21 protein-coding genes and 1 tRNA gene are annotated in these 24,443 nt (G+C 55.5%); 12 read left to right on the plus strand and 10 right to left on the minus strand.

The window, feature by feature from the left end:
- Positions 1-120: 120 nt before the first annotated feature.
- Entirely contained in the window at positions 121-1,317 is a 1,197-nt protein-coding gene (locus tag AC6I8V_RS13685; protein WP_497842801.1) for a Bcr/CflA family multidrug efflux MFS transporter, read from the minus strand.
- 12 nt (positions 1,318-1,329) lie between these two features.
- A complete protein-coding gene (gene rsuA / locus AC6I8V_RS13690) occupies positions 1,330-2,052 on the minus strand; it encodes a 16S rRNA pseudouridine(516) synthase RsuA (RefSeq protein WP_497842802.1) in 723 nt (240 codons plus the stop codon).
- A gap of 167 nt (positions 2,053-2,219) precedes the next feature.
- On the opposite strand from rsuA, the gene radD reads away from it, so the two are divergent.
- The gene (gene radD / locus AC6I8V_RS13695) at positions 2,220-3,974 is read left to right on the plus strand and encodes a DNA repair helicase RadD (protein ID WP_497842803.1); all 1,755 of its coding nucleotides are present in this window, start codon (positions 2,220-2,222) and stop codon (positions 3,972-3,974) included.
- A gap of 130 nt (positions 3,975-4,104) precedes the next feature.
- Positions 4,105-4,389 carry a 50S ribosomal protein L25 gene (gene rplY, locus AC6I8V_RS13700; RefSeq protein WP_497842804.1) on the plus strand — a complete coding sequence of 95 codons (285 nt, stop codon included), beginning with the start codon at positions 4,105-4,107 and terminating at the stop codon, positions 4,387-4,389.
- 57 nt (positions 4,390-4,446) lie between these two features.
- Here the strand turns inward: rplY and yejK are convergent, their stop codons facing one another.
- Positions 4,447-5,451, minus strand: a complete 1,005-nt coding sequence (gene yejK / locus AC6I8V_RS13705; protein WP_497842805.1) for a nucleoid-associated protein YejK — start codon at positions 5,449-5,451, stop codon at positions 4,447-4,449.
- Positions 5,452-5,610: 159 nt separating this feature from the next.
- Here yejK and AC6I8V_RS13710 point away from each other — a divergent pair, with 159 nt between their 5' ends.
- The 3 genes from AC6I8V_RS13710 to AC6I8V_RS13720 all read left to right on the plus strand — a co-directional run bounded on the left by AC6I8V_RS13710 (position 5,611) and on the right by AC6I8V_RS13720 (position 7,764).
- Positions 5,611-5,838, plus strand: a complete 228-nt coding sequence (locus AC6I8V_RS13710; protein WP_497842806.1) for a YejL family protein — start codon at positions 5,611-5,613, stop codon at positions 5,836-5,838.
- 22 nt (positions 5,839-5,860) lie between these two features.
- Entirely contained in the window at positions 5,861-7,615 is a 1,755-nt protein-coding gene (gene yejM / locus AC6I8V_RS13715; protein ID WP_497842807.1) for an LPS biosynthesis-modulating metalloenzyme YejM, read from the plus strand.
- Between the two features lie 72 nt (positions 7,616-7,687).
- Positions 7,688-7,764: transfer RNA gene (locus AC6I8V_RS13720), tRNA-Pro, on the plus strand.
- Between the two features lie 42 nt (positions 7,765-7,806).
- On the opposite strand, the gene AC6I8V_RS13725 is transcribed toward AC6I8V_RS13720, so the two are convergent.
- On the minus strand, positions 7,807-8,361 hold the full coding sequence (locus AC6I8V_RS13725) for a GNAT family N-acetyltransferase (RefSeq protein WP_497842808.1): 555 nt from the start codon (positions 8,359-8,361) through the stop codon (positions 7,807-7,809).
- 213 nt (positions 8,362-8,574) lie between these two features.
- Between AC6I8V_RS13725 and AC6I8V_RS13730 the strand changes: the two genes are divergently transcribed.
- Positions 8,575-8,778, plus strand: a complete 204-nt coding sequence (locus AC6I8V_RS13730) for a hypothetical protein (protein ID WP_497842809.1) — start codon at positions 8,575-8,577, stop codon at positions 8,776-8,778.
- Between the two features lie 73 nt (positions 8,779-8,851).
- On the plus strand, positions 8,852-9,577 hold the full coding sequence (locus AC6I8V_RS13735; RefSeq protein WP_497842811.1) for a 4'-phosphopantetheinyl transferase family protein: 726 nt from the start codon (positions 8,852-8,854) through the stop codon (positions 9,575-9,577).
- Between the two features lie 155 nt (positions 9,578-9,732).
- Here the strand turns inward: AC6I8V_RS13735 and AC6I8V_RS13740 are convergent, their stop codons facing one another.
- The 3 genes from AC6I8V_RS13740 to apbE form a co-directional block, all read right to left on the minus strand.
- Positions 9,733-11,385, minus strand: coding sequence for a multidrug ABC transporter permease/ATP-binding protein (locus AC6I8V_RS13740; RefSeq protein ID WP_497842813.1), 1,653 nt, complete (start codon positions 11,383-11,385; stop codon positions 9,733-9,735).
- An 85-nt stretch (positions 11,386-11,470) separates the two neighbouring features.
- Complete coding sequence (alkB, locus tag AC6I8V_RS13745) at positions 11,471-12,112, minus strand: DNA oxidative demethylase AlkB (protein WP_497842814.1); 642 nt, start codon at positions 12,110-12,112, stop codon at positions 11,471-11,473.
- Between the two features lie 14 nt (positions 12,113-12,126).
- Entirely contained in the window at positions 12,127-13,164 is a 1,038-nt protein-coding gene (apbE, locus tag AC6I8V_RS13750) for an FAD:protein FMN transferase ApbE (protein WP_497842815.1), read from the minus strand.
- Positions 13,165-13,566: 402 nt separating this feature from the next.
- Here apbE and AC6I8V_RS13755 point away from each other — a divergent pair, with 402 nt between their 5' ends.
- Complete coding sequence (locus AC6I8V_RS13755) at positions 13,567-13,722, plus strand: hypothetical protein (protein ID WP_497842817.1); 156 nt, start codon at positions 13,567-13,569, stop codon at positions 13,720-13,722.
- Here AC6I8V_RS13755 and AC6I8V_RS13760 read toward each other — a convergent pair whose 3' ends face one another.
- On the minus strand, positions 13,723-14,178 hold the full coding sequence (locus AC6I8V_RS13760; protein ID WP_497842818.1) for a nuclear transport factor 2 family protein: 456 nt from the start codon (positions 14,176-14,178) through the stop codon (positions 13,723-13,725).
- Positions 14,179-14,270: 92 nt separating this feature from the next.
- Between AC6I8V_RS13760 and AC6I8V_RS13765 the strand changes: the two genes are divergently transcribed.
- On the plus strand, positions 14,271-14,834 hold the full coding sequence (locus AC6I8V_RS13765; protein ID WP_497842820.1) for a TetR/AcrR family transcriptional regulator: 564 nt from the start codon (positions 14,271-14,273) through the stop codon (positions 14,832-14,834).
- A 27-nt stretch (positions 14,835-14,861) separates the two neighbouring features.
- Here the strand turns inward: AC6I8V_RS13765 and ompC are convergent, their stop codons facing one another.
- On the minus strand, positions 14,862-15,968 hold the full coding sequence (ompC, locus tag AC6I8V_RS13770; protein WP_497842821.1) for a porin OmpC: 1,107 nt from the start codon (positions 15,966-15,968) through the stop codon (positions 14,862-14,864).
- Between the two features lie 1,066 nt (positions 15,969-17,034).
- On the opposite strand from ompC, the gene AC6I8V_RS13775 reads away from it, so the two are divergent.
- The 3 genes from AC6I8V_RS13775 to rcsB are packed head-to-tail and all read left to right on the plus strand — an operon-like array spanning position 17,035 to position 21,519.
- The gene (locus AC6I8V_RS13775) at positions 17,035-18,189 is read left to right on the plus strand and encodes an MFS transporter (protein ID WP_497842822.1); all 1,155 of its coding nucleotides are present in this window, start codon (positions 17,035-17,037) and stop codon (positions 18,187-18,189) included.
- Positions 18,190-18,212: 23 nt separating this feature from the next.
- Positions 18,213-20,867 carry a phosphotransferase RcsD gene (rcsD, locus tag AC6I8V_RS13780; protein WP_497845843.1) on the plus strand — a complete coding sequence of 885 codons (2,655 nt, stop codon included), beginning with the start codon at positions 18,213-18,215 and terminating at the stop codon, positions 20,865-20,867.
- A 1-nt stretch (position 20,868) separates the two neighbouring features.
- A complete protein-coding gene (gene rcsB, locus AC6I8V_RS13785) occupies positions 20,869-21,519 on the plus strand; it encodes a response regulator transcription factor RcsB (RefSeq protein ID WP_128602942.1) in 651 nt (216 codons plus the stop codon).
- A gap of 38 nt (positions 21,520-21,557) precedes the next feature.
- On the opposite strand, the gene rcsC is transcribed toward rcsB, so the two are convergent.
- On the minus strand, positions 21,558-24,413 hold the full coding sequence (gene rcsC, locus AC6I8V_RS13790; protein ID WP_497842823.1) for a two-component system sensor histidine kinase RcsC: 2,856 nt from the start codon (positions 24,411-24,413) through the stop codon (positions 21,558-21,560).
- Between the last annotated feature and the right edge of the window lie 30 nt (positions 24,414-24,443).

Genomic DNA, 24,443 nt, shown 5'->3' on the forward strand with positions numbered 1-24,443 from the left:
GCCGCCATTTATGGCGATTAGACGAATCAGACATGATACCCGTAGGGTCGCCATTTATGGCGACCAGGGTGAAGCAGGCACGATACCCGTAGGGTCGCCATTTATGGCGACCAGGGCAAATCAGACGTGATTATGACGCGGTCTTGAGGCGTAACTAAACAACACAATTGAAACCGTGGCACACAATGCAATGGTTGCCACCATCGGCCAGGCGCTGTTAACACTAATCAGCGACAGCAATGCCCCTACCAGCGCACCGACGCCAAACCGCAACGTACCGGCCAGCGATGACGCCGTGCCAGCCATATGCGGGAACTCATCCAGAATCACCGCCATCGCGTTGGACGAGACCGTGGAAACGCAGCCAATAAACATCGCCACCCCAAACACCAGCGGCAGAAAACCAAGATTGAGCGCGCTCACCACCAGCAGCCAGATGCCCATCGCGAACTGAATCACCAGGCCAATACGGAACATCGCCAGCGGACCAAAGCGGCGCACCGCGCGGCTGTTAATCAACGTCATCACAAACAGGAACACCACGTTGAGGCCGAAGTAGTAACCAAAATTCTGCGGCGAAACGTGATTAATCTCGATGTAAACGAAAGGACCGGCGTTGAGAAAGGTGAACAGACCGGCAAAGGAAAAACCACTTGCCAGCATATAACTGAAGGCGCGTTTATGACGCACCAGCGCGACAAAATTACCCAGCGTAGTGCGCAGATGAAAGCGCTGTCGCTGCTCGGGTTTAAGCGTCTCACGGATCTGCGTGACCACCAGCACCGTGGTGACGATCGCCGCGATCGCCAGCGTCCAGAAGATGGCGTGCCAGCTCCATAACAGCAGCAGCCAGCCACCGATAATCGGGGCCATCAGCGGCGCAATGGTGGTGATCAGCATGACGAACGACATCATGCGCGAGAAGTCCTCTTTCGAGTAGCTGTCGCGCATCAGGGCGTTAATCACCACGCTGGCCGCCGCCGCCGACAGGCCGTGCAGAAAACGCATGAAGATCAGTTGATCGATCGACTGCGACAGCGCACAGGCCGCTGCCGCACAGGCGAAGATCAGCGTACCAAGGGCAATCACCGGTTTACGGCCGTAGCTGTCAGCCAGCGGGCCATACACCAGCTGACCAATAGCAAAACCGAGAATGTAGAGGTTGAGCGTCATCTGCACGCTGCCGGACGAAACGGCAAACTCACGCGCGATTTGCGGCATCGCGGGCAGATACATATCGATGGAGAGCGGCATCAGCATGGCCAGCAATCCGAGAATAACCACTAAGCCAACCGGTGAATTCTTTTCCTTTGGCACCACAATCTCCCGCTATTTCTGCTGTTTTAATTCTTCAGGTAAGCCAATGCTGGCGACTTCTTCTGCTGTCAGCTCACGGTATTCGCCTTCCGCGAGGTCTGCATCAAGGGCAATCTCACCGATACGTTCGCGATGCAGGCTAACCACATGATTGCCCGCTGCGGCGAACATGCGTTTCACCTGGTGATAACGTCCTTCACTGATCGTCAGCAGCGCTTCCTGCGGGCCAACGATTTCCAGCGTAGCCGGTTTGGTCAGATCTTTTTCACCGTGCAGCTGCACCCCGGCGGCAAAGGTTTCCACCAGCGCCGCATCAATTGGCGCTTCCACGCCCACTCGATAGGTTTTTTCACAGTGATGACGCGGTGAGGTAATACGGTGCGACCACTGGCCGTCATCGGTCAGCAGCACCAGGCCGGTAGTATCGATATCCAGACGTCCCGCTGCGTGCAGCTTCCACGCCATAGGTTCTTCGATAAAGAACAGAATGGTTGGATGATCGGGATCGTCGGTGGAGCAGACATAGCCCTGCGGCTTGTTCAGCATGAAGTAACGCGGGCCGTGCTGCTGCACCAGCGGATTGCCGTCGTAGGCTACTTCGTCATCCGGCAGCACTTTGTAAGAGGTATCGCGCACCACTTCACCGTTGATGGTGATTTTCTTCGCGCGGATTTCACGTGCAGAGATGGCACGGCTGATTTCCAGTTGCTGAGATATGAATTTGTCGAGTCGCATGAATTCGCTTTGCCTGTTACTGCGGAGGGAAACTGAAACGGTGTTTTTATCCGTTGAAAAAGTGCGGGCAGTATAGCCTGAACCATCGGCGGCTAACAGAGCCTATCCTGCGTTTCAGGCGCTTTCATGGCATAATGCGCGCCCGTTCCAGAAAAAAGTTTTGTCCGATGTCTTTCACGCTGCGTCCCTATCAACAAGAAGCGGTCGATGCCACCGTTGCGCATTTTCGCCGACATGCCACGCCCGCGGTGATTGTTCTGCCCACCGGCGCGGGAAAAAGTCTGGTGATTGCCGAACTGGCCCGGCTGGCGCGCGGGCGGGTGCTGGTGCTGGCCCATGTGAAAGAACTGGTGGAACAGAACCACAGCAAATATCAGGCTTACGGCCTCGAAGCGGATATCTTCGCCGCCGGCTTACAACGCAAACAGAGCGAACGCAAAGTGGTGTTTGGCAGCGTACAGTCAGTGGCGCGCAATCTCGATCGCTTTGACAGCGCCTTTTCACTGGTGATCGTCGATGAATGCCATCGCATCAGCGACAACAGCGAGAGCCAGTATCAACAGCTGTTCGCCCATCTGCGGCAGCATAATCCACAGCTGCGTCTGCTCGGGCTGACCGCCACCCCGTTCCGCCTCGGCAAAGGCTGGATCTATCAGTTTCATTATCACGGCATGGTGCGCGGTGACCAGCACGCGTTATTCCGCGATTGTATTTATGAACTGCCGTTACGCTATATGATCAAACACGGCTTTCTGGTGCCGCCGGAACGGCTGGATATGCCGGTGGTGCAATACGATTTCAGCCGTCTGATCCCGCAGAACAACGGCCTGTTTAGCGAAGCCGATCTCAATCGCGAGCTAAAGCAGCAGCAACGCGTTACGCCGCATATCATCCAGCAGATTATTGAATTCGCGGAAGAACGGCGCGGCGTGATGATTTTTGCCGCCACCGTCGAACATGCCCGTGAGGTGCTGGCCCTGTTGCCGCCGGACAGTGCGCTGGTTTCGGCAGAAACGGCGGCAAAAGAGCGCGACCGGTTGATTCACGCCTTCAAAGCGCAGCAGCTGAAATTCCTGGTTAACGTCGCGGTGCTGACCACCGGTTTCGACGCCCCGCATGTGGATCTGATCGCCATCCTGCGCCCCACGGAATCCGTCAGCCTGTATCAGCAAATTGTCGGGCGCGGTCTGCGCCTCGCCCCCGGTAAAACCGACTGTCTGATCCTCGATTATGCCGGTAATCCACACGATCTTTTCACCCCGGAAGTGGGCGCGCCTAAAGGTGCCAGCGACAATCAGCCGGTGCAGGTGTTTTGTCCGGCCTGCGGCTTCGCCAATACTTTCTGGGGCAAAACCACCGCCGACGGCCATGTGATCGAACATTTTGGCCGCCGCTGCCAGGGCGTGCTGGAAGATGACGATGGCCTGCGCGAGCAGTGCGACTACCGTTTTCGTTTCAAAAGCTGCCCGGATTGTGGGGCAGAAAACGATATCGCCGCACGCCGTTGCCACCAGTGCGACAAGGTGCTGGTGGACCCTGACGATATGCTGAAAGCCGCGCTGAAGCTGAAAGATGCCCGCGTGCTGCGCTGCGGCGGCATGACGCTGGCCCACGGGCGTGATGAGAAAGGCGAATGGCTGAAAGCCACCTATTACGATGAAGATGGTCTGGACGTCAGCGAACGTTTTCGTCTGCACACGCCCGCTCAGCGCAAGGCGTTCGAACAGCTGTTTATGCGGCCGCACCAGCGCGCGCCCGGCGTGCCTTTAGGATGGCAGACCGCCGCTGATGTGATCGCGTTGCAGCCCCTGTTACGTCACCCCGATTTTGTCGTGGCGCGCGCCAAAGGACATTTCTGGCAGGTACGCGAGAAGGTGTTTGATTATCAGGGCCGTTTTCGCCGTGCCAATGAGCTGCGTTAGTCCACGGAATCATTTGCCCGCAGCGGGTATAGCGGCTATAATGCTGCCCGCTTTTGCATTCGCAATGGCGTTTGAATAATCGTTCTGTTGCTGGGTCGCCTGTAACAGGAATCAACGAAGAGACATTAAGATGTTCACTATCAACGCAGAAGTACGTAAAGAGCAGGGTAAGGGTGCGAGCCGCCGCCTGCGCCACGCTAACAAGTTCCCGGCCATCATCTATGGCGGAACTGAAGCACCGGTTTCTATCGAACTGGATCACGATTCAGTAATGAACCAACAGGCTAAAGAAGGCTTCTACACTGAAGTTCTGACTCTGGTTGTTGACGGTAAAGAAACCAAAGTAAAAGTTCAGGCTGTTCAGCGTCACCCGTTCAAGCCAAAACTGCACCACATCGACTTCGTTCGCGCTTAATCGCCTGACGAGTTGAAAAAAAACGCCGCATCTGCGGCGTTTTTTTATGGGCAAAAATCAGTTGCCGCCGGTGCGACGTTGCAGCTGATCGCGCAGATTGGGCGGCGTGCCCTTGATGGTCAGCGTGTCGGTTGCCGGGTCCCAGAAGATACGTTCGCCCAGCAGCATGGCATCGAAATTCAGGGTTAAGCCACCGCCGCTGCCGGTAAATTTGGTCAGCTGACGCAGCGTGCTGCGGTCGGCCGGAAAATGCTCTTCCAGCTCGTAGCCCTGCTCCTGAGTAAATGCCTGAAAAGTCTTCTCGCCGAGCGGCGGCAGTTCGCTGGAGAGATCTTCCAGCGCAATCTCCTCACCGGCCTGCAACTGATCGTTGCAGTAGCTGTAAACCTGCTGACGGTAATTCTGACGCTCGTTTTTATCCAGGCTGGATTCGGCGCAGTAATCATCCACCGCCTGGAGCAAACCCCGGTTCTGCGCTTTGGTATCCAGACCTACGCTGGCGCCGAGGAAATCCATAAAGAAGTCGGCGACTTTGCGCCCTACCCGTCCACGCAGGAACGTCAGATAGCGGGTCGATTCCGGGTTGGTTTCCCACTCGGTGAGATCAATACGCGCCACGATATCGGCATGGTTGATGTCGAGGTAATGGGTGCTGCTGATATCCAGCTGTTCATTGACGCGCATACTCGACTGGCTATTCAGCACCGCCACCAGCAGGTACTCCACCGCCAGATAGCGATAATGGATGAACAGCACGATGCCGCCTTCAGCAAACGGGTATTTGCCCAGCTCATCACGCAGACGACCGGTTGCCGCACGGCTGAAGGCCAGAAAGTCATCTTCCCCTTTGCGGCAATTACGCAACGCCGCCGCCAGTTCGCTCTCTTCATTGAACAACCCGTAGGCCTTGCTCTTGGCGCTGTACACCCGATGTAACTCTTCCGCCATCTCTTCAACCGCCTTAGTTGCAGGCAGCAGGGTGTCGCGCAGCACCAGTTCAAGCTGGTTTTCATCGCGTTTGATTAACTGATGCAGGGCAATCTGGTCGATATCCAGACTCATGGTAGACTCTCCTTTAGGCTGAGGCGCGTATTCAAACACCGCCCGCCGCGGCTTTCAACTCCATGCACAACATGAACGTTCTGCTTTCGATAAAATTGCGGAAAAAATCGCGTCGTTACGGTACTATACCGCCTTTTGATACTTGAATTAGTCGACGATATGCCACAATCATCCCGTTACAGTGACCAACGCGTGGAGCAGCTCCTCGCGCAACTGGCGCAAGTTCTTGAGAAAGACAAAGCGCCAACCGACCTTTCCCTGATGGTACTGGGAAATATGGTAACCAATTTGATCAACACCAGTGTGTCTCCGGCGCAGCGCCGAAGCCTGGCACGATCCTTTGCCGATGCGTTGCAAGCGTCGGTTCGCGATGATAACGCCCATTAATTTGCAGACCTGACCTCATAATATGGTAACCAACCGGCAGCGCTACCGTGAAAAAGTCTCCCAGATGATCAGCTGGGGGCACTGGTTTGCCCTGTTTAATATTATCTTCGCGTTAATTTTAGGCAGCCGCTACCTGTTGGTGGCCGACTGGCCCGCGTCGCTGGCCGGTCGTGTCTATGCCTACACCAGCTGGATTGGTCATTTTAGCTTCCTGGTGTTCGCCGGTTATCTGCTGATTCTCTTCCCGCTCACCTTTGTGGTGATGTCGCAACGGTTACTGCGAGTCCTGTCGGCGATCATCGCCACCGCCGGGCTGACGCTGATTATTGTCGATAGCGCGGTGTTCAACCGTTTCCACCTGCACCTGAATCCGGTGGTGTGGGAGCTGGTGATCAACCCCGATCAGAGCGAAATGGCTCGCGACTGGCAGCTGATGTTTATCAGCGTGCCGGTGATTTTCCTGGTGGAGATGCTGTTCGCCACCTGGAGCTGGCAGAAGCTACGCAGCCTGAACCGGCGTTCGTTCGGTAAACCGCTGGCGGCGCTGTTTATCTGCGCCTTCTTCGCCAGCCATCTGCTCTACATCTGGGCCGATGCCAATTTCTATCGCCCGATTACTATGCAGCGCGCCAACCTGCCGCTCTCCTATCCGATGACCGCACGACGTTTCCTTGAGCGTCACGGCCTGCTGGATGCGCAGGAGTATCAACGCCGTCTGGTGCAGCAGGGTGACCCGGAAGCCTTGTCGGTGCAATATCCGCTGAGCGACATCACCTTCCGCGACGGCGGCTCACGCCATAATCTGCTGGTGCTGACGGTGGAGGGCCTCAACAACGCCACGGTGGCGAAAGCCCTGCCGTCGCTTGATCAGTTTGCCAGCGAAAACGTGCGCTTTACGCAGCATTACAGTGCCGGTAACCAACCGGAAAAAGGGTTGTTTGGCCTGTTCTACGGTATCTCGTCCAGTTATATGGATGGCGTACTGTCCGCGCGTATGCCATCGGCACTGCTGAGCGCCCTGAACAGCCAGGGTTATCAGTTCGGTCTGTTCTCCTCGGATGGCTTTAATCAGCCGTTGTACCGGCAGGCGTTACTGGCGGATTACTCCCTGCCCTCAATGGACAGCCAGCCCAATAGCGCGACGGTCACACAGTGGCAGAACTGGCTGAATGGCCAGAAAGACAACAACGCGCCGTGGTTCTCATGGATAGCGCTGAACGGCGTAACCGTGACCGGTGACAGCGCCAAAGCGCAACAGCGCAGCTATCTGCGTCAGGCGCCCGGTGTTGACGCGCAAATTGCCGCGGTGCTGCAAACGCTGCAACAGCGTGATTTGCTGAAAAATACCGTCGTGGTGATCACCGCCCAGCGCGCCGTTCCGCTCGATGGCGGCGACGATAATCCGGGTAATCGCGCCACATTGCAGGTACCGCTGGTGGTGCACTGGCCGAATACGCCAGCCCAGACCATCGATCGTCTGACCGACCAGCAGGATGTGATGACCACGCTGATGCAGCGTCTGCTGCATGTGCGTACCAATGCGGGAAGTTATTCGCAGGGTGAAGATCTGTTTGCCGCCCAGCGCAGCCACGATTGGGTAGCGAGCAGCGAAGATGGCAGGCTGGTAGTGACCACGCCGCAGGTGACGCTGGTGCTGAACAACAACGGCAGCTATCGCGCCTATGATGCGCAGGGCAAACCGATTCGCGACCATAAGCCGCAGCTGGCGTTGCTGTTGCAGGTGCTGACGGAAGAGAAGCGTTTCATCGCAAACTGATTAATTATGAGGCAGTTAAATCCCGTGCATCTTGCAATCGCGCGCGGAAACGTTACTATATGCCTCCACGTTCGGCACGTAGCGCAGCCTGGTAGCGCACTGTCATGGGGTGTCAGGGGTCGGAGGTTCAAATCCTCTCGTGCCGACCAAAATTCCCAATAAAAAAGCAGCCTTTTGGCTGCTTTTTTGTTTTAGCGCGTCAAACCGCGCTGTGCCAGCCACTCATCACGGGTGATTTCCCAGTTGCCAGCCAGCATCTCGCCGCCGACAAAGGCTTTGCTGTAGGTGGCGATAAGCCGCATTCCGCTGCGTTCAGAGATGCGTTTTGATGCCTGATTATCCATCGCTTTCGGTACGCGTAAACGTGGCTGGTTGAGCGTCATAAACCAGAAATCCGTCACCCGATTGCTGGCTTCACTCATCAAACCCTGCCCCTGCCACTCCGGCACCAGCCAGAAACCGCGGTTATCTTCTTCACCGGCCCGCAGGGAGATCAGACCAATCAATTGCTCAGGCGCCGAGCGATGACGCAGACTCCAGTGCCAGGCCTGTTCGGCCGCCATCGCCGGTAACGCGATATCATTAATATAATGGCTGGCACCGTCCGGTGGGTACGGCCAGGGCACCAGGTTAGTCAGATGACGCACAATTTCCCAGTGCGGAAATATCTGCTGTACCTGTTCAGCATCGTGGCTTTGCAAAGGTTCGAGAATCAAACGTGACGTTTCAAATCGCGGGACTGTCATATCAACCTCCTGTTGCGTAACCGCTTAAGAAATATCAGATCATCGCCATAATTAACATTATTTTCACCAAACATTCAGTAAGTTACCGTACGCAACCAATTCTGCTGGCGATCACATTTTTGCCGAATTGTGACAGCAATTCATCTAACTGAAACAAAAATGTCACACACTTACCCTACCCTTAAGTCTCCTGTTTTTCGATGGAAAACCGTTATGGTCATCAAAGCAAAAAACCTGCAGGATGCTGAAGAACTCCTGCACTCTGGTATCAATAAAGTCGAGCTGGCTTACGATATCGGCAGCGACGATTTCTTCCGCCTCGCATCCCGCTGGTGCGATCGCGGTGCCCGCATCAGTAAAGGTCATCAGCACTTTGTCGTCTCCATCAAGAGTTTTGCCATTCCCCCTAATGATTAAAAACGGTAAGCGCTAAGCTTGCCCTCTCGCCGGCTGACTGATTTAATGCCCTTTTCCGTCAGCCGTGATAACTATGTTTACGCCTGCATCGCCGCTCACTCTCCCCGCATCCCCCTTTTTCACCGCTGCTGGCTTCACGCCCGGTTCGCCCCTGTTCGCCTGGTGTCAGTTTGATAAACAGCACTGGCAGGCTGATTTGTCTCAGCGCTGGCAATTGCCGCTGCCGCAGGCCCTGGAAAATGCCGTGCCCAAACGTAAATCCGAGCATCTGGCGAGCCGCTGGCTGGCGCGCGAAGTGATGGGGCAACTTGGTGTGAATGATTTTCTGTTGCTCAACGCGGCAGATCGCTCCCCCTGCTGGCCTGCCGGTGTGCAGGCGTCGCTATCGCATAGCCAGGATATGGCGGTGATTGCCGCCACGCGCACGCCGCTATGTCTGGGTGTCGATGTGGAGCACATCATGGCCGCTGAAACGGCGCTGGAGACGGCGGAGATGCTGATGAACTCACGCGAGCGCGCGCTGCTGCGCCAGCTGCCGCTGCCATTCGCACAGGCCGCGACGCTGCTGTTTTCGCTGAAGGAGAGTTTGTATAAAGCCTTGTGGCCGCAGTTGCGTCAGCCAATGGAGTTTTTGCAGGGGGAAGTGATCGCTATCCACCCCGACAGCGGGACTGCGCAGCTGCGCTTAAGCGAAGATTTTGGCGCAGGCTATAATCAGCACCTTATTTTATCCGCGCGTTTTCACTGTGAAGGTCAGCGGGTAGTTACGCTGGTCGCGCACCCTTTTCCCGGACAATAAAAAACCGGCTCAGAAATAACCAGAGCCGGTGGACAACACAAGACGACAGAAAGTGTTCCAGGGAGGCAGAAACCGGAGTATCTGCTGGATTAAACCTTACCTGGTCATCGCCTTTCTGCCCAATAACCCTTTTCGCTAAGCTTTGCCAGCTGACGTTAATGGCCGGTGTCGGTGCGTTTTACCGCATCCAGCGTCGCCATTTCGCGCTCGCTGCCAGTCAGTTCGCTCAGCTTACCGTCACGCATTTCCAGCAGACGATCGGCGTGAATAAAGTAGTGATCATCATGACTGATGGCGAACACGGTTTTACCCGACGCCTGCAACCACGGCAGCAGCTCGCGATAGAAGATACGGCGGAAGTGCGGATCCTGATCCGCCGCCCATTCGTCGAGCAGCAGAATGTCGCGCTCCTCAGCCGCCGCCAGCAGCAGCGCCAGACGCTTGCTCTGCCCTTTCGATAACTGAAGATTCAGCACCTTGTTGCCTTCCAGCTTCAGCTTGTCCTGCATCTTCAGACGTTCCAGCCACTGCTGCACCAGCCCTGGATTGGCAGGCTTACCGGCGCGGCTAATCAGCCGATCAAACAGATGGACATCGGTGAACACGGCGGAGAAATGCTGGCGATAAGCATCAAGGTTATGCCAGTCGACGGCTTTGCCATCCAGCAGCAGCGTGCCGGATTGCGGCTGATAGAGGCCCGTCAGCAGCATCGCCAGCGTTGATTTACCGCTGCCATTGCCGCCAATGAGAAATACCAGCTCGCCGCGACGCAACGTCAGGTTGATCGGCCCGACCTCGAAGCCATGCTCGCCATAATGGAAACAGACATCGCGCAGTTCGAGGGTTTGCCAGTCACTGACTGCGGGCAGCGTTTTGAAATCGGCTTCATACGGCGCCAGATCGAAGGTATTCAGCTTGCGAAACGCCACCTGGGCGCTAAGCAGTGTGGGCAACGCCCCTACCGCCGCCAGTAACGGGGTGCGCAGGAACAGCAGCGTCAGCGAGTAGGTTGCCGCCACGGCAGTGTTGGCCCAGCCAAGACCATTCGCCATCCAGAACACGATGCCAATGGCACCCAGCATCATGATATTTGACCAGTTCACCGCGCTCAGGTGGAAGGTGTCGGCGCGCACAATATGGTGGCGGTAGCTGCTGGCATTTTCCTGATAGACGTTGTGATAAATCTGCTGTGCGCGTTCACGGTTCAGCTGTAGCTCTTTACGCCCTTCAATAATGGTTTGATAGTCGCGATACAGGTCATCTTCCACTTCACGCAGTTTCGCCATATGCCGGTAGACGCGCGACACCAGCAGCCAGCCGCCAATCAGCGTCACCACCAGCCACAGCGAGGTCACCAGCAGCATTTTGGGTGACAGCCACGCCATATACAACGCGGAACCCAGGGTGATAATGATGCCCTGAATCAGCTCCGGCAGACGGACAAAAGCGATGGTAATGGCGCGAATGTCGCTGGTCAGGCCCGCCAGCAGCTGGGCGTTGCCAATCTGTTCGATGCGTTCAATGCGGGTATCGAGAATACGTTTGATAAATTCACCGCGCAGACGCCAGACAAACTGGTGACCGAGCAGCGTCAGCGCCAGCTGTGAACCCAGCGTCACCGCCATCAGCAAAAACAGCTGCATCAGAAAAGCCGGCAGCACGCCCGCCGAGGAGTTGAACGCCACGATCAGCTCATTATTGATATAGGCAATCATGCCAATGCCGAGCGCGGCGCTAAGTAAGGTAAGAAGGATGACGCCAATAAAAGGCCAGCGGTACTGGCGATAAACAACCTGAAGCAATGCCATCAAAAGGATCCAGCGGTAAACAAAGCAGCCTGCAGTTTAATGGCGCATCGGATGATAGCAAGAACAATTCTCATCCACCCCGCCCTTAATGGGCGCGGCGGAAAGTCAGGTTGTAGCGAAAGGCGCCAGCCTGCGGATGCACACCGGGTTTGAGCGGTAAAATCCCGTGATAACGCAGGCGCGACGGCCCGCCCCACACCACGATATCGCCATGTTCCAGCAGCACGCGCTGCGTGGCATCTCCGCGCTCGAAGCCGCCGAACTGAAACACCGCAGGCAGACCGAGCGAGACGGAAACGATCGGCTGTCGCAAATCCTTCTCGTCTTTATCCTGATGCAGCGTCAGTTTTGCACCCGGCTCATAACGGTTAATCAGACAGGCATCCGGGTTGAAAGCGCTAAACCCGGCTTCCAGCGCCGTCTGCTGCGCCAGCTCGCGGAACAGGGGCGGCATTGGCGGCCATTTGTGGCCGCTGTGGTTGTCCTGCTCGGTATATTGGTAGCCGCGCGAGTCGCTCGACCAGCCTAAATCGCCGCAGTTGGTCATGGCGACCGACATGCGGTGTCCACCCGGAGTGATGCGATGGGCGAATGGGTTTTGCGCGGCGATGGCGGCAATCTCCGCCAGCAACGCATCTGCCTGCTCGCGGGCGCGGCGACGCAAAATCACCGCCCCTTCCGCCAGCGGTTCCTGCCACGGCGCTTCATCACTAAACAGATCCAGCATCTGCGCCTCCGTAATTAGTTATCGTCCTGCGAAATCAGGAATGGTTTAAACTGCGGCGACATCCAGTGGCTGAAGCCGTCGCCCTGTTTGCTGATCAGATACACCGCCAGATGCTCCTTCAGCGCCAGCGCTTTAGCCCGTTCTGTACCCAGCACCATCAGCCCGGTATCCCAGCCATCCGCTTCCAGCGCGGTGGTGGCGATCACCGTCGCCGACACCAGTTTATGTTCGATAGGCCGTCCGGTGGCCGGATCGATGACGTGGGAAATCCGTTTGCCATCCAGTTCATAATAGTTGCGATAGCTGCCGGAGGTACTGATTCCGTGGCCCTGCAAATCCACCCGCGCTTCCACGGCATTTTCCCGGTCAGTCGGTTTCTGGATCGCCACCCGCCACGGCTGATTTTGCGCGTTCAGACCGCGACTGAGCACCGCCCCCCCCACGGAGACCAGATAATCGGTGATGCCCTGCTGCTCCATCAGGCGCGCCAGATGATCGGTGGCGTAACCTTCCCCCATGGTGGAGAGGTCAACATACAGGCCCGGCAGATCTTTTTGCAGCCATTGCCCCTCTGCCGCCTGAATTACCCGCAGATGCTGCAAGCCGGTAAGCGCTTTCGCTGCGTCGATTTGCGCCTGCGTCGGCGTTTGCGTGGGTTGCTTTGCGGGGCCAAATCCCCACAGATTGACCAGCGGGCCGACGGTGATATCCATTGCGCCAGCGGTTTTATTGCCGATGCGTAAAGCTGTAGTGACGATATCCGCCATATCAGCGCTGATCGGCTGCGGTGTCGTGCCCTGATACTGATTGAAGCGCGACAGCACCGAATCGCTTTTCCAGGTAGATAGCTCGCCATCATCGCGGTCGAGCTGCTGCTGGATCGCCTGCTGCAACGCCTCTTTACGTTGCGCATCTACCCCTGCCAGGCTCACGCGCCACACCGTGCCCATGGTTTTGCCTTCCAGCACCAGGCTTTGCCGACTGGCGTTTTGATCGCAGCCGCTCAGCCCCACGATCAGCAGGCCGGACAGCAGAATATTCTGATAACGCATCTTTTCCTCATCTGTAACGCTTTAAGTAAGCCTGTTACAAAGCATAACTCGCTTGTAAATCAGGCTAAAGCTGCTTGAAGTTGGCTGAAGGCTGGCACAGGATAACCCGTTCCTGCACAACCGCGAATACGGGAGCGTCAGATGATTTATATGATTCTTGTTGTGGCCGCTGGCCTGTTTTTCTACGGTAGCCTGAGATGCTGGCAACACTATCGCCAACGTCATCTCCGCCATTCTCATCCACGCGGACGTTAAATTCCTGCACCAGAAAAATCCACGTTGCACCGCTTCAGCGCTGGCGCAGTGTAACAAAGCCAGGGCAAAGCGCGTGGCGCTGAGAGCGGTGTTGTGGCATGAATTCTGCAATGTTTAAGCTGAGTTGAATATCAGTGAGGCAGCAGAATGGAAAAGTTAAAAACCGCAGGTGAAAAATGGCAGCAGTGGCTGAGCTTCTCAGCCTTTACGCTGGCGGGTGTTGCACTTGAAGGCAGCGTACCACCCGCTCAGCCCCAGCTACAGCAGGCGCCAAAAGCAAAAAAATGGCGCGGGCTGCAATAGTTATAACCCTAATTCACTCAGGCCCGGATGATCGTCCGGGCGTGTTCCCAAAGGCCAGTGGAACAGGCGTTGTTCCGCAGCGATCGGCAGATCGTTGATGCAGGCGTAACGGGCGATCATCAGTCCATCCGCGCCAAAGTGCCAGTTCTCGTTGCCGTAGCTGCGAAACCAGTTCCCGCTATCATCACGCCATTCATAGGCAAAGCGCACCGCCAGCCTGTCGTTATTCCATGCCCAGAGTTCTTTGATCAGGCGATACTCCAGCTCCTTCGCCCATTTGCGTTGCAGAAACGCCTCGACGTCGGCACGTCCATTGACAAATTCGCTGCGATTACGCCAGCGCGTATCTTCACTGTACACCTGCGCCACGCGCCGGGCATCGCGGCTATTCCAGGCATCTTCCGCCATACGGACTTTCTGCACAGCGCTTTGTTCATCAAACGGGGGGATCAGCATGGTTTTCTCCTGAATATGTAGACAGGTCTGTCTACTTGATTCATCCTGCCGTATGTAGACAATTCTGTCTACTCTATTTTTCTGGTGACGCTATGTTAGCTCCTTTGCCTTTCGATCCTCAGGCCGCCGCACGCGACCGTATTCTGAACACCGCTCAGCGGCTGTTTTATCAGCATGGCATCCGCGCCACCGGTATTGACAAGGTGATTGCGGAAGCAGGCGTCACCAAGGTGACCTTCTATCGCCACTTTCCGGCCAAAAACGCCCTGATTCTTGCCTTTCTGCAACAACGCCATCAGCGCTGGATGACGGCTTTTGCGACAGCGCTGGCGCAGCAGCCCGCGGTGGTGGATGCCCTTCCCGCAGCGCTGCTGAGCTGGTTTAGTGAAACGGATTTCCGCGGCTGCGCCTTTATTAATAGCGCGGCGGAACTGAGCGATACGCTGCCGGAAGCCAGTACGCTGATCCGCCAACACAAACGGGATATGGCCGCCGCTATCGCGGAAAAACTCACCGCGGCGCAGCAGGAAAAAATCAGTCAGATTGTGTTGCTGGTTGAAGGAGCGATTGTGCAGGTGCAGTTAGGCGAGGAGCGGCAGGCGATTATTGATGCGCTGCATAGCGCGTTGCAGACGTTGCTAAAAACCGAAGCGTGACCGTCAGGCCACGCTCCGGAACACATCTTAGAACTGGTAAACCAGACCCAGCGCCACGATGTCGTCGGTATTGATACCGGAAGCCTGGGTGAAGTTGTTGTCGTCCAGCAGGTTGATTTGGTAATCAACATAGGTCGACATGTTTTTGTTGAAGTAGTAAGTCGCGCCTACGTCGATGTATTTTTTCAGGTTCTGGTCGCCCCAGTTCTGCACGTTACCGCGTGAAGAGATGAAGGCCAGAGACGGACGCAGACCGAAGTCGAACTGGTACTGCGCAACCATTTCCCAGTTATCTGCGGTATCGGCATAACCGAATGCAGAGCTGTCGCTGGAACCGAAGCGGGTTGCGTTGATTGAGCGGGTGTACATCGCTGCCAGGTAGATGTTGTTGGCATCGTATTTCAGACCGCCGGTGTAGGCTTCTGCTTTATTACCACGACCCAGGATACCAGGGTAATCACCGTTCTGCGAGTTGGTGCGGTCAGACGACATCATCGCTGCACCGATACCGAAACCGGAACCGATATCATAGGTGGTGCTCAGACCGAAGCCGTCACCGTTCTCACCCAGCACATCACGGCCAGAAGAGGATTCAGTCGGGTTATCGTTTTTGCCCTGGTACTGGACAGCAAAGTTCCAGCCATCAACCAGGCCAAAGAAGTTGTTGTTACGATAAGTCGCCAGACCGTTGCTGCGCTGGAACATAAACTGGTCAGCGCCGTAGGTATCGCCACCGAACTCAGGCAGGACGTCAGTCCATGAACCGATGTCATACAGCACGCCATAGTTACGACCGTAGTCGAATGAACCGGCATCACCGAATTTCAGACCTGCGAAGCCCACACGCGTGTAGCTGTTCGCGGTACCCTGGGATTCAGCGGTGTTCAGAGCCGCCTGGTATTCCCACTGACCATAACCGGTCAGCTGGTCGGTCACCTGAGTTTCACCTTTGAAACCAAAACGCAGGTAAGACTGGTCACCGTCATCGCCAGAGTTGTCGGAGAAATAGTGCAGGCCGTCAACCTTGCCGAACAGATCTAATTTGTTGCCATCTTTATTGTAAATTTCAGCTGCGTTTGCAGCACCTGCAACGAGGAGCGCAGGAATCATCAGGGAGAGAACACGACGTTTCATTTTATTACCCTCTGTAATGTGCCTTATTTATGCCACTGCTAACTGAACGATTAAAAATTCAGCCGGCATGTCATTGTTATTTTATGTGGCGCAATAATCTATCACGAAAATGATACTAAATTTCCGAAAGTGTTTCATTGTATTTAATAAATATTTCAGGATATGAACAGAGGGGAACTAATAATCAGCACGCATCGGTAAAAAATATAGCACATATTGATAAACTGATTTTAAATCGTTCAAATTCATCATGTTACATTCAACAACTCTTCCGCACTGAATGATAAAACTTCTCAGCCATCAGAGAATACAATTACTCCCGCTATCATCATTTATTTCATTATTACCTTCATTCACCCCGAATGAGATGTTTACCCTAAATTCCCGCCGGACATGATTGTCCGGCATTTTTTTTGCCTGCGTTTTATTGCCCTTCATTGCCTTCAGTAAAGTTAATTGACTGGGTATAATTAAGCCAGTAGCTGAATCACATTATTTGTCTATTTCCGCACATTTTGTTCAATAACAAGACAGAAATTAACCATGTTAATTTCCGCCCGCAACAAAGAACAATGCAATTATTTGCGGATCGTAATATTCACGCTTCCACATTGCTTCTGCGGCTTTATTCAGCAGGTTACGCAGATACACCCTCACATAATTCCGGCCGTTTTTAGTTTCAATATTGTCGTATCGGAGAAAAGCGCACGCCTGACTTCAGCAGTTAATAGCTGCATTTCTGCGCATATATCAGCGCGAAACTTTCCTTCAGGGCCGACGGTTTTTCTTTTACCGCGTGATCAATATCACGTATTTTATCCCATCGCTGCGCAGCCTTTTAAGCTAACCTATTGAATGCACTTTAAATATTTGAGTTAAGTCACCTATTTCCCGCTGCATCCCGCCAGGAAAGTTCTGGAAAAAAAATGCAGTGGCTGAAAAGTCGGTAAAATGCCCTTTTTCGCTCCCTCATGGCACGGAATGGGCCTTTTAAAACCCTGCGGCCTCTGCTGCTGGCGTGGCTTGATGCTAAAATCGCCCTTTTAACGAGAAAGATAAAAACCTCATGACAGCACTGGATGCCGCACCACAACCGCGAGACGCTCGCCTTCTGCACTGGTCAACCCGTACCGTGTTTTTGGTCAATGGTCTCGGCATGTCAGCCTGGGCGCCGCTGGTGCCGTTTGCTCGCGATCGTCTGCAATTATCCGGCAGCATGTTGGGCGCCCTGCTGTTGTGTCTGGGAATTGGGTCGCTGGCTGCCATGCCGATCACCGGCAAACTGGTGGCGCGCTTTGGCTGCCGTCGCGTGATGCTCTGTTCCACCGTGCTGGTACTGGCGATGCTGCCGCTGCTGGCGACGCTCAGCCACACCTTATTAATGGCGCTGGCGTTGATGCTGTTTGGCGCCGGGCTGGGCACGCTGGACGTGGCGATGAATTATCAGGCGGTGGAGGTGGAAAAAGCCGCCCGCCGTCCGATGATGTCCGGCTTTCATGCCTTCTTTAGCCTGGGGGGCATTCTGGGCGCCGGTACGGTGAGCCTGCTGCTGAGCGCCGGTTTGTCGCCGCTCGCGGCCGTTGGCGTGGTTATGGCGGTGATGGTGTTGCTGCTGTTACGCAGCCAGCCAGGCATGATGACCGCGCGTTTGCATCAGCCCGATCAACCCTGGCTGGTACGCCCGCGCGGCTGGGTCGCCTTTCTCGGCCTGCTGTGCTTTATCCTGTTTCTCGCCGAAGGCGCGGTGCTCGACTGGGGTGCGTTGCTGCTGCTGCAAAGTCCGGTTATGCCCGTCACCTGGGCCGGACTCGGTTATGCGGTATTCTCCGTGGCGATGACCCTCGGACGTTTCACCGGCGATAAGACCATTCAGCGCTTTGGGCGTTATCCGGTGATGCTCGGTGGTGCGCTGGCGGCAGCGGCCGGTATGACGCTGGCCGTGATGATCCCCTGGCCGCTGGTGGCGTTGCTGGCGTTTCTGCTGGTGGGCTTTGGTCTGGCGAATACGGTGCCGATGTTGTTCAATGCGGCTGGAAATCAACACGATATGCCGTCAAATCTGGCGATTTCCGCCATGACAACCTTAGGCTATGCAGGTATCCTTTCCGGTCCGGCTTTAATCGGTTTGATATCCCAGTGGATCAGCCTGAGCGGAGCATTTCTGCTTATCGCTTTGCTGCTGCTGGCCGTGGCTGCCAGTGCCCGACTGGTTGCGCGATAATTTCAGGTGCCTGAGACGCTATGCTGCCTTACAAATTTCCTCTGACATCCGGCAATGTGACCCGCTTTTTTGTGGTGTTCAACCTGGTGCTGTTCCTGGCGCTGGGTGCGATGATCCACAACAGCGTCAATGCCTGGGTGACAGAAAAGCGCTACGCCATGACCGATCTGGCGCGTGCGGTGCAAAAACGCATCGATGCTTATCGTTTTGCCACCTGGCAGATTTATGAAAACCTGGCCACCAGTGCAGCAGGCTCCACCCCGAACAGCAGCTTGCAGGAAACCCGCCTGCGTCCGGATGTCTATTATCTGGAAAAAACCCGTCGTAAAACCGAAGCGCTGATTTTTGGCTCTCACGACAGCAGCACGCTGGACATGACCATGCGCATGTCAAACTACCTCGATACGCTGTGGGGCGCGGAAAATCCAACCTGGTCGATGTACTTCCTTAATGGTCAGGACAACAGCCTGATCATGATCTCCACCCTGCCGCTGAAAGATATGGCGACGCGTTATAAAGAGAGCGCGATTAATTCGCTGGTGGACAGCCGCCGCGCCGAGATGTTGCAGCAGGCCAATGCGCTGGACGAGCGCGAAAGTTTTTCACCGCTGCGCCACTTTGCCTGGCAGAACGATCATTACTTCACCCTGCGCACCACCTTTAATCAGCCGGGCCATCTGGCGACGGTGGTGGCCTTCGATTTGCCGGTGAACGATCTGATCCCGCGCAGTATGCCGCTGGAGAACTTCCAGCTGCGTCAGGACGCCACGCAATCCAGCACCAGCAGCGATGATGAATCCAGCGAAAATACCCATGTTTCGCTGGTCAATCCGAACCTGGAAATTGCCGCCTCGCTGCCCAGCACCTCGCTACAGCTGGTGTACCGCGTGCCGCTGACCAGCCTGGCGATTGATACCCTGCATAATCTGCTGTGGCCGTTGCTGATAAACCTGGTGCTGTTCCTGCTGTCGATTGCCGGCATTACCCTGCTGCGCCAGCAGTCGCTGCGTCCGAATGAGAACCAGAGCGCGGAACTGGATTCCCTGCGTATGCTGAATGAAGAGATCGTCGCCAGTCTGCCGGTCGGCCTGCTGGTGTACGATTTCGCCACCAACCGCACGCTGCTGAGCAACAAGATTGCCGAGCACCTGCTGCCGCATCTCAACCTGCAAAAGATCATCAATATGTCCGATCAGCATCAGGGCGTGTTGCAGGCCACCATCAACAACGAGGTGTATGAGATCCGCCACGCGCGCAGCGTGCTGTCGCCGCATACCCAGCTGTTTATGATGCGCGATCAGGACCGTGAACTGCTGGTCAATAAAAAGCTGCAAAAAGCCCAGCAGGTGCTGGATCGTAATCACCAGATGCGCCAGCAGCTGATGCATAACCTCGGCCACGCCCTGCACCGCCCGCTGGAAAGCATGGTGGCGCAGCTGGTGCAGCTCAGCCAGCGCGATGACGACGAAGAGGTGCTCGACCTGCTCGACGAGAGCCAGGGGCTGGCGCGGCTGGTGGATGACATCGTGCTGCTCAACCGTCTGGAAGCGCATGACTGGTCACCGGATGCTCACGTATTTAATTTGCAGGAGCTGCTGGACGAGATCGCGCTGGAAAGCCTGCCGTTGCTGCGCCGCAAGGGGTTAATGCTGGTGGTGAATAATCACCTCGCCAATGACGAAATTCGCTTTGGCGATCGCCGCGCGCTGCGCAAGGTGCTGACCACCCTGATGCATTACGCGTTGACCACCACGCAATGGGGCAAAATTACCCTCGATGTCAAAGCCAGCGAAGGCAAAGCCGATCGCGTACTGGTGCAGCTGGTGGATACCGGCTCTGGCCTGACGGTCGACGAACTGGCGAATGTCGATTTCCCGTTCCTCGGCGACACCACCCAGGACCGCTTTGGTCAGGCCTCCGGCATGGCCTTTTTCCTGTGCAAACAGCTGTGTAAACAGATGGGCGGCACGCTGGAGATCGTGGCGAAACCCGATATTGGCACCCGCTACAATATTCAGCTGCCGTTAGCGCTGGAACAGCAGACGGAGCAGGAAGAGAAGCTGCTGGAAGGCGTCAGCGTGCTGGTGGATATCGCGATGGAAGATGTGCATAAAATTGTTTGCCGCCACCTGGAGAACTGGGGGGCGAAATGCCTGACCTCTGACGAGCGTTTGTCAGGGCAGGAACATGATGTGCTGGTAACTGACGACCCTGCCCGACTGAACGGCTGGGCGTTGTTGCTGGCCGGTGACGAAATGGGTCATCATGCGCTTAACGATCAGCAATTCCGCGTTAACTTTAACCTCAGCAATGCGCTGCTCGATGCGCTGCTGGCACTGATCGAGAAGCAACTGGCCCATGATTTAATGGAGGAGAGTAGCGAAGATGAGGCTGCCACCCCGCTGTTAAGCGGAGGCTATTTTCAGCTGTTTACCGAGACAGTACCGCCTGATGTCAAGAGACTGTATACTGAGGCGGCGGAGAAGGATTACCCCTCGCTTGCTCAGACAGCACACCGCCTGAAAGGCGTATTTGCCATGCTAAATCTGGTTCCAGGTAAACAGCTTTGTGAAGAGTTAGAACAGCACATTAAAGTATGTGACGATTTAACCATTAAAAATACCACCAGTGATATTGACACTTATGTCAATCAACTGCTGCAGCAAGGTAACCCATAAGATGAATAACCTGAATGTAATTATTGCCGATGACCATCCAATTGTTCTGTTTGGTATCCGTAAGTCTCTGGAACAGATTGAATGGGTCAACGTTGTAGGTGAGTTCGAAGACTCAACAGCACTGATTAATAGCCTGTCCAAACTGGATGCCAATGTTCTGATCACCGATCTCTCCATGCCAGGTGAGAAGTATGGCGACGGCATTACCCTGATCAAATACATCAAACGCCACTATCCGGATCTCTCGATTATCGTTCTGACCATGAACAATAACCCGGCGATCCTGAGTGCGGTACTGGATCTGGATATCGAAGGGATCGTGCTGAAACAAGGCGCGCCGACCGACCTGCCTAAAGCGCTGGCGGCCCTGCAAAAAGGCAAGAAATATACGCCGGAAAGCGTGGCCAAGCTGCTGGAGAAAATCAGTGCGGGCGGTTACGGTGACAAACGTCTGTCACCGAAAGAGAGTGAAGTGCTGCGTCTGTTCGCTGAAGGTTTCCTGGTTACTGAAATCGCCAAGAAACTGAACCGCAGTATTAAAACCATCAGTAGCCAGAAGAAATCAGCGATGATGAAACTGGGCGTCGATAACGATATCGCGCTGCTGAACTATCTCTCTTCTGTTAGCGCTACCCAGGTAGAGAAAGAGTAATCCCTGACAGGCGGTGCCCGGCACCGCCTGTTGCTGCACTACCCTTCCCGACGTCCTTTCCTCACCCGCTCCGCATACAGCGCCAGCGTGGTTTTCAGTACATCCAGCGTCACCGGTTTTGACAGGCAATTATCCATGCCCGCTTCCATACAGCGTTGCTTCTCTTCCGCCAGCGCATTGGCCGTCACCCCGATCACCGGGAACGCATGTCCCAGCTGGCGCAGACGCTGCGTCAGGCGATAACCGTCCATATTCGGCATGTTAACGTCGCTAAGGACGATGTCGATATGGTTGCGGCTGATAACATTCAGCGCATCGACGCCATCCTGAGCAGTTTTCACCTGATACCCGAGCGTCCCGAGCTGCTCCGACAACAGCATACGGTTGATGGGATGGTCATCGACAATCAATATCATGATGTCTTCATAGCTGGCTTCCTGCGCCAGCTGCTCCGGCAGCGCCAGCGGCGTACTGGTTTCGCTGTCGATGGCGATGCGATAGATGCGGCCAAGCAGTACCGGTAAGTCATGCAGGGTGGCGCTGCTGTGCACCCACTGTCCCGGCGCACTCTCCTGCGGCATATCGATATGATCACCGCTGATGTGAATATGCGCCCGCACGCTTTGCTGCGGCGCTTCATGGTGATCGCTGATAATCACATCGTCGCTGCCCGCCTGCCCCTGATAACGCGCCACCTGCATCCCCTGCTCCAGCAGCAGGCGTAACAGGAAGCTGGCGAGATAATCATTACGCAGGTCGAGCCAGATGGCTTTCTCCTGCAAACCATCCAGCAATGGCGGCGCGGCCTGCTGCCCGGCGTAGATCGGGATACGCACCACAAACTGGCTGCCCATACCCGGTTCAGAATCCACCTCGATATCGCCATCCATCATGTTGATCAGCTTTTCACAGATCGCCAGGCCGAGGCCGGTGCCCTGGAAGTTACGCTGCACCCCCGACCCCACCTGGAAGAACGGGTCAAACAAACGGGTGACTTCTTTCGCCGGAATACCGACGCCGGTATCCCGCACGCGGAACGCCAGATAGCCCTCTTTCACATAGGCATGAAGGATGATGCAGCCGGCATGGGTGAATTTGATGGCGTTATTCAGCAGGTTGGAGATCACCTGTTGCAGACGCAGCGGATCGCCATCCAGCACCACTGGCACATCATTTTCGATAAGCACGTACAGTGCCAGGCGCTTGCGCACCACCAGCGATAAATAGTTGGCGACAATATGGTTGACCACTTCGCGCGGCGAGAACGGGCGTGGTTCGATTTTCAGCTGCTCAGACTCAATTTTCGAGAAATCGAGGATATCGCTGATGATTTTCAGCAGCAGGCTGGAGGAGTTGTTCATCGCCGTGACCAGCGAATCCACCCCTTTCGGCAGCGCTTTGGTCTGCAACAGATCGAGGTTGCCGATAATGCCGTACAGCGGCGTTCGCAGTTCATGGCTGACGGTGGCAAGGAACATCGATTTCGACGCACTCGCCTGCTCTGCCGCCTGCGCCATCTCCTGCAACGACTGCTCCATTCGCACGCGCGCTGAGACATCCACCAGCACGCAAATCGCCACGTTTTCATTACGATAGCGCGAATGCACAAAGCTGATTTGCAGGTTGGTGTTGCTGCCGGTCAGCACATCAACAAAATTCACCTGCTGGCCGCCGATGATCTCATTCAGGCGCTGGCGGTCTTCCTGCGTCAGTAGCGTCAGATAGTTGTGCGCCAGTTCATTGCTGAGAATATTGGTGCCATCGCTGGTGCGCAGAATACAGATGCCAACCGGTGCCGAGGCGACGATTTTACGGTTGAACTGCTCATGTTCTTCCAGCCGATGGGCGTTATCTTCCGCTGGCAGGAACATGCGCCGTTCGAAGATCCATGCCAGAGTAAACAGCAGCAGCGCGCTGAGGATATTCAGCAGCAGGGCGTTAATCAGCATCAGTTTCAGCTGATCCACCAGCACGTCGGTAGAGAGTGACCAGACCACGTTAAGATCGGACGGCGGCAACGGCTTTTTCAGCACCAGCTGGCGATAACCGTCAAGGTAGCCGAACCAGGTTTTGTCATCCGGCAGATCGTCGAGTGAGTAGCCTGGGCCGCCACGGCGCGAAGTCAGCAGCGGACGGTAGTTTTCATCAGTGATGGTCGCCACCAGCGGCAAGCCGCCTGGCTGAATAAACTCATCCAGACGGATATTTTGTTCAACCCCCAGCAGCGCCTGCAACTTGTTCGCCACGTAGACCGGCATCACCATATAGAAACTGCCGACCCCCGGCTGGGTACTTGGGGTGATCCAGTACATCGGGTTGCGTCGTTCTTCTTCATTGCTGTTGCGATAATGCAGCACGCGCTCGCGCAGCGCTTTCAGGCTGCGTTCACGATCCACCGTATTGCTGCCGATGGCAAAATCGGCCAGGCACTGATTTTCCCCGCCGATAAAGAACACCCGATTCAGTTCATAGGCCGAAGCGAAGTTACTTTTCCAGTAGTTGATGTAATAACTCAGCGAATCGAGCGAATTGCGCCAGGTGCTGCTCATCGAAGTGCAGTCACCGTCGGAAAACAGCGGGGTAAATTGCGGCAGGGTGCCTTTGCCGGTAGGCATACCGTTGAGTACATCCAGGCCACTGGCGCTGCTGGTGAGACGATTTTCGGTGATGTATTTCAGCTCGCGCATTACATCCGCCGAATGGCGCACATACCATTCCGCCTGACCGTAGTTGGTGGCGAACTCCTGGCGAACCGCGTTCTCTTTCTCGTGCAGCACGTTGATGATGTAGAAGGTGGTCAGCAACGCACCCAGCGACCAGAGCAGCAGCGCCAGCGCGCGAAACAAATAGCGCGAGATGCGGAGCGTAGTGCGAAAGGAGACGAGATATTTCAAAAGCGGCTCACTACGGCAAGAAGTTATCGG

This window comes from Pantoea sp. X-Soil-TKNS-1207, from assembly GCF_059730485.1.

Excerpts from the sequence above, each read along its gene's own strand:
- apbE (WP_497842815.1), bottom strand. The coding sequence starts at position 13,164 with ATGCGTTATCAGAATATTCTGCTGTCCGGCCTGCTGATCGTGGGGCTG.
- AC6I8V_RS13755 (WP_497842817.1), top strand. The coding sequence starts at position 13,567 with ATGGAAAAGTTAAAAACCGCAGGTGAAAAATGGCAGCAGTGGCTGAGC.
- AC6I8V_RS13710 (WP_497842806.1), top strand. The coding sequence starts at position 5,611 with ATGCCACAATCATCCCGTTACAGTGACCAACGCGTGGAGCAGCTCCTC.
- rcsB (WP_128602942.1), top strand. The coding sequence starts at position 20,869 with ATGAATAACCTGAATGTAATTATTGCCGATGACCATCCAATTGTTCTG.
- AC6I8V_RS13730 (WP_497842809.1), top strand. The coding sequence starts at position 8,575 with ATGGTCATCAAAGCAAAAAACCTGCAGGATGCTGAAGAACTCCTGCAC.
- rsuA (WP_497842802.1), bottom strand. The coding sequence starts at position 2,052 with ATGCGACTCGACAAATTCATATCTCAGCAACTGGAAATCAGCCGTGCC.
- AC6I8V_RS13775 (WP_497842822.1), top strand. The coding sequence starts at position 17,035 with ATGACAGCACTGGATGCCGCACCACAACCGCGAGACGCTCGCCTTCTG.
- AC6I8V_RS13760 (WP_497842818.1), bottom strand. The coding sequence starts at position 14,178 with ATGCTGATCCCCCCGTTTGATGAACAAAGCGCTGTGCAGAAAGTCCGT.
- radD (WP_497842803.1), top strand. The coding sequence starts at position 2,220 with ATGTCTTTCACGCTGCGTCCCTATCAACAAGAAGCGGTCGATGCCACC.
- yejM (WP_497842807.1), top strand. The coding sequence starts at position 5,861 with ATGGTAACCAACCGGCAGCGCTACCGTGAAAAAGTCTCCCAGATGATC.
- yejK (WP_497842805.1), bottom strand. The coding sequence starts at position 5,451 with ATGAGTCTGGATATCGACCAGATTGCCCTGCATCAGTTAATCAAACGC.
- AC6I8V_RS13765 (WP_497842820.1), top strand. The coding sequence starts at position 14,271 with ATGTTAGCTCCTTTGCCTTTCGATCCTCAGGCCGCCGCACGCGACCGT.
- AC6I8V_RS13740 (WP_497842813.1), bottom strand. The coding sequence starts at position 11,385 with ATGGCATTGCTTCAGGTTGTTTATCGCCAGTACCGCTGGCCTTTTATT.
- AC6I8V_RS13735 (WP_497842811.1), top strand. The coding sequence starts at position 8,852 with ATGTTTACGCCTGCATCGCCGCTCACTCTCCCCGCATCCCCCTTTTTC.
- rplY (WP_497842804.1), top strand. The coding sequence starts at position 4,105 with ATGTTCACTATCAACGCAGAAGTACGTAAAGAGCAGGGTAAGGGTGCG.
- alkB (WP_497842814.1), bottom strand. The coding sequence starts at position 12,112 with ATGCTGGATCTGTTTAGTGATGAAGCGCCGTGGCAGGAACCGCTGGCG.
- AC6I8V_RS13725 (WP_497842808.1), bottom strand. The coding sequence starts at position 8,361 with ATGACAGTCCCGCGATTTGAAACGTCACGTTTGATTCTCGAACCTTTG.
- ompC (WP_497842821.1), bottom strand. The coding sequence starts at position 15,968 with ATGAAACGTCGTGTTCTCTCCCTGATGATTCCTGCGCTCCTCGTTGCA.